This window comes from Streptomyces sp. RP5T (assembly GCF_003933965.1).
Classification (GTDB): domain Bacteria; phylum Actinomycetota; class Actinomycetes; order Streptomycetales; family Streptomycetaceae; genus Streptomyces.
The window spans coordinates 1-4268 of record NZ_RSAJ01000662.1 but is presented as its reverse complement, the minus strand read 5'-3'; the positions used below and the strand labels follow the sequence as shown (position 1 = coordinate 4268).

Sequence of the window (4268 nt, the reverse complement as noted above, 5' to 3'; positions counted from 1 at the left end):
AGGCTGCACCGTATGAGTGATGATGTCGTCCCCTCCCCCGACCTCTGGAAGTCCGTCGACGCGCTGTGGACCTGGCTGGAGTCGGATCAGCCGGTGGCGGGCCGCGAAGGGCTCCTGCTGCGCATGCTGAAGCTCTCCGAGGAGGTCGGCGAGGTCTCCGAGGCGGTCATCGGGGCGATCGGCCAGAACCCCCGCAAGGGCGTCAGCCACACCTGGGAGGACGTGCAGGGCGAGCTGTGCGACGTGGTGATCACGGCGCTGGTGGCGCTGCGCACGTTGACGCCGGACACGCGGGAGGTGTTCCACCGCCACCTGGGCCGGGTGACGGAGCGTTCGCTGGGAGCCGGGGCTCCCTGACCCACCCTCCCGGCTGGAGGCGGGCGCCGGGTCGGCCACGGCCTGCACGAGCGTGCGCCGCCCGGCACGCGTGCATGGCAGGCGCGGTCTGCGTACGACTCGGCAGTCGCCGTGCGGCCTGGGAGGCCGAGGTCGGCAGCCCCCGGAACTCGGCCCCGCCGTCATACCTGAGACGTACCCCTGATCGGCACCGGATGGCACCGCGGTACCACCCGGTCGGCGAAGTGTCCCCCGTGGTTCCAGGGTTCGGGCCCCTCGCGCTTCTAACGTCGACAGCACAGGTCGCGGCGCAGGCCCGGCCGAGCACGAGGTGGAAGGCCACACCCATGATCGAAGCGCGTGAACTGACGAAACGGTACGGCGACAAGACCGTCGTCGACGAGCTGAGCTTCACCGTCAAACCCGGCGAGGTCACCGGGTTCCTCGGCCCCAACGGCGCCGGCAAGTCCACCACCATGCGCATGGTCGTCGGCCTGGACGCCCCCACCAGGGGCTCGGTCACCGTCAACGGAACCTCGTACGCGAAGCACCCCGCACCGCTGCACGAGATCGGCACCCTGCTGGAGGCCAAGTCCGTCCACCCCGGCCGCAGCGCCTTCAACCACCTGATGGCGCTCGCGTACACCCACGGCATCCCGCGCCGCCGCGTCGACGAGGTCATCGAGCTGGCCGGTCTGACCAGCGTGGCCGGCAAGCGGGTCGGGGCCTTCTCGCTCGGCATGGGCCAGCGGCTCGGCATCGCGGCGGCCCTGCTCGGCGACCCCGCGATCGTCATGCTCGACGAGCCGGTCAACGGCCTCGACCCCGAGGGCGTGCTGTGGGTGCGCAACCTGCTGCGCTCCCTGGCCGACGAGGGCCGGGCGGTGATGCTGTCCTCGCACCTGATGAGCGAGACCGCGCTGATCGCCGACCACCTGGTGATCATCGGCCGCGGCCGGCTCCTCGCGGACACCACCGTCGACGACTTCACCCGGGAGGCGAGCGGCGGGGGCGTGAAGGTCGCCACCGCCGAGGCCACCAGGCTGCGCTCGCTGCTGGCGGGCCCGGACGTGACGATCTCCTCCTCGTCCGCCGAGGAACTCATGGTCATGGGCCGCACTGCCCGGGAGATCGGGCGGATCGCGGCCGAGCACGGGGTGGCGTTGTACGAACTCACCCCGCAGGCCGTCTCGTTGGAGGCCGCGTTCATGGACCTGACCAGGGACGTCGTCGAGTACCAGAGCCATCCCGCCGAGACGCGAAAGGCAGCCTGATGACCGTCACCGACCTCTCCCCCGCCACGGCCGACGCCACGACCTACAAGGTCACCGGCCCGCGGGTGCTGCGCGCGGAGTGGGCCAAGTTCTGGTCGCTGCGCTCCAGTTGGATCACCCTCGGCGTCGCCGTGGTCCTGCTGATCGCCCTCGGCGCGATCGCCTCCGCCACCTACAGCCCCGACGCGGTCGGCCAGGACGGACCGCCCGGACCCCGCTCCGGCGAGCAGAACGCGGTCAGCCTCGCCCTGCTCGGGGTGACCTTCGCGTCGCTGGCCGTCGGCGTGCTCGGCGTCCTGTCGTCGGCCGGCGAGTACACCACCGGCATGATCCGCTCCACGCTCACCGCCGTCCCGCGCCGGCTGCCCGTGCTGTGGTCCAAGGCCGCCGTGATCGGCCCCATCGCCCTGGTCCTCACCACGATCGGCGCCCTGACCGCGTTCGGGCTGGGCACCCTGGGCCTGGACGGCGAGAAGATCGCACTGTCCCTGGGCGACGACGGTGTGCTGCGGTCCCTGGCCGGTGCCGGTCTCTACCTCGCCCTGGTCGCCGTCGCGGGCGTGGCCCTGGGGATGCTGCTGCGCTCCAGCGCCGGGGCGATCGCGGTCCTGGTCGGCGTCCTGCTCATCCTCCCGGGTCTGGCCTCCCTGCTGCCCGACTCGCTCTACGACGACATCAACCCCTACTTCCCCAGCAACGCGGGCTCGGCGATGTACGCCCTGCACGAGTCCTCCGGCGCCCTCTCCCCCGGGGCGGGGCTCGCCGTCTTCGCCGGCTGGGTGGCCCTCACGCTCGCCGCGGCCGCCTGGCGGCTCCGCAGGAGCGACGCCTGAGCGGCGGTGGGAGACCATTGCGGATCATGAGACGGGCCTCCGCGACCACGCCCCGGGGAACGACCCCAGCGACCCCGTCCCGGGGAACGACCGCCGCGACCGCGCCCCGGGGGACGGCCACCGTGCCGTCCCCCGGGCTGGCCGACGCCTGGGCGCATCCGCTGCTGGGCCGGATGCTGCGCGGTCGCAGCGCCCGGCGGCGGCTGGACCGGCGGCACCCATGGGTGCTCGACACCGCGGTCGTCCTCGTCGTCGCCCTGTCCAGCCTCCCCGACCTGTTCTCCTCCAACAGCCACGGCCCGTTCGGGGACACCATGGACCGCGGCGATCTGCCGGCCCCGGTGCTGCTCGCCTTCGCCGTCGCACTCGCCGTACCGCTCTGGTGGCGCCGCAGGGCCCCGGCCCTCACGTACTGCGTGATCTCCGCGGTGCTGCTGGCCCAGTGGTCGCTGGGGGTGTGGCCGCAGACCGGTATGGCCGCCCTCATCGCCCTCTACAGCCTCGCCCTGCACGGCTCGCTGCGCACACTGGGCTGGGCCGCCGCCGTCACCGCGGCCGAGATGACCCTCGCGGTCTGGCTCCTGGCCCCCATCGAGCACCCGTTCCTGGGCCTGTTCTTCCTGTTGGGCACGGCGACGGCGGCCGTCGCCATCGGTCTTACGCTGCGGATCCGCCGCCTCTACCTGGCCGCCCTGGAGGACCGGGCCGCCCGCCTGGAGGTCGAGCACGACCAGCGCGTGCGGCTCACCACCGCCGCCGAACGCGCCCGCATCGCCCGCGAGATGCACGACATCGTCGGCCACAACCTCTCCGTCATGGTCAGCCTCGCCGACGGCGCCGCCACCCTCGCCGCCCGCCGTGAGGAGACCTCGGCCGAGCCCCTGCGCATCCTCGCCGACACCGGCCGCCAGGCGATGAGCGAACTCCGCCGCGTCCTCGGCGTGCTGCGCGAGGAGCGGGGGCACGAGGAGGACGTACGGCCGCTCGGTCCGCAGCCCGGCATCCACGACCTGGATCCGCTGCTGTCCCGGGTGCGCGCGGCGGGGCTGCCCGTGACCTACCGCACCACGGGCGACCTCCACGCCCTCGGCAGCGGTATCCAGCTCACCGTGTACCGGATCGTCCAGGAAGCCCTCACCAACACCCTCAAGCACGCCGGCCCGGACGCCACGGCCGACGTCACCCTCACCAGGGACGCCGGTACCGTGCGCGTCGAGGTCGCCGACACCGGCGTACCCACGGCCGGGGAGCGCTCCGGTGTCGCCGGGCACGGTCTCGTGGGCATCCGGCAGCGGGCCGCCATGTACGGCGGGACCGTCACCCTCGGCCCGCGTGCCACCGGGCACGGCTGGCTCGTCGACGTCGTGCTCGACGTACCCCCGGGAGATCATCAGCCATGACGACCGTCCTCATCGCCGACGACCAGCCCCTGCAGCGCATGGGCGTGCGCATGCTGCTGGAGGGCACCCCCGGCCTGACCCCGGTCGGTGAGGCCGCGCACGGCGCCGAGGCCGTCCGCATGACCGCCGAACTCCGGCCCGACGTGGTCCTCATGGACATCCGCATGCCGGGCATGGACGGCATCGAGGCCACCCGCCGGATCGTCGCCGCGGGCGGCCGCACCCGCGTCCTCATCGTGACCACCTTCGACCTCGACGAGTACGCCTACGAAGGGCTGCGGGCCGGCGCCGGCGGCTTCCTGCTCAAGGACGCCCGCCCCGAGGAGCTCGTCGCCGGCATCCACGCGGTCGCCACCGGCGACGCCGTCGTCTCCCCCCGCCTGACCCGCCGCCTCCTGGACGCCTACGCGCACCGGGTGCTGGCC

Annotated in this window: 5 protein-coding genes; all 5 read left to right on the top strand. The window is 73.3% G+C overall.

Features of this window, described 5'->3' with window-relative positions:
• Positions 1-12: 12 nt before the first annotated feature.
• Positions 13-357, top strand: a complete 345-nt coding sequence (locus EHS43_RS38680; protein WP_125195259.1) for a MazG-like family protein — start codon at positions 13-15, stop codon at positions 355-357.
• Between the two features lie 326 nt (positions 358-683).
• The gene (locus EHS43_RS38675) at positions 684-1610 is read left to right on the top strand and encodes an ABC transporter ATP-binding protein (protein WP_125195258.1); all 927 of its coding nucleotides are present in this window, start codon (positions 684-686) and stop codon (positions 1608-1610) included.
• On the top strand, positions 1610-2443 hold the full coding sequence (locus tag EHS43_RS38670) for an ABC transporter permease (protein ID WP_125195257.1): 834 nt from the start codon (positions 1610-1612) through the stop codon (positions 2441-2443). The genes EHS43_RS38675 and EHS43_RS38670 overlap by 1 nt, the downstream gene beginning before the upstream one ends.
• 122 nt (positions 2444-2565) lie before the next feature.
• A complete protein-coding gene (locus EHS43_RS38665; protein ID WP_260470913.1) occupies positions 2566-3843 on the top strand; it encodes a sensor histidine kinase in 1278 nt (425 codons plus the stop codon).
• Positions 3840-4268, top strand: a 429-nt coding sequence (locus tag EHS43_RS38660) for a response regulator transcription factor (protein ID WP_148104209.1), incomplete at its 3' end; no start/stop codon positions are given. The genes EHS43_RS38665 and EHS43_RS38660, both read left to right, overlap by 4 nt.

What these genes read in the sequence shown, in the direction of transcription:
- EHS43_RS38670 (WP_125195257.1), top strand. Translation starts at nt 1,610, where the DNA reads ATGACCGTCACCGACCTCTCCCCCGCCACGGCCGACGCCACGACCTAC.
- EHS43_RS38675 (WP_125195258.1), top strand. Translation starts at nt 684, where the DNA reads ATGATCGAAGCGCGTGAACTGACGAAACGGTACGGCGACAAGACCGTC.
- EHS43_RS38680 (WP_125195259.1), top strand. Translation starts at nt 13, where the DNA reads ATGAGTGATGATGTCGTCCCCTCCCCCGACCTCTGGAAGTCCGTCGAC.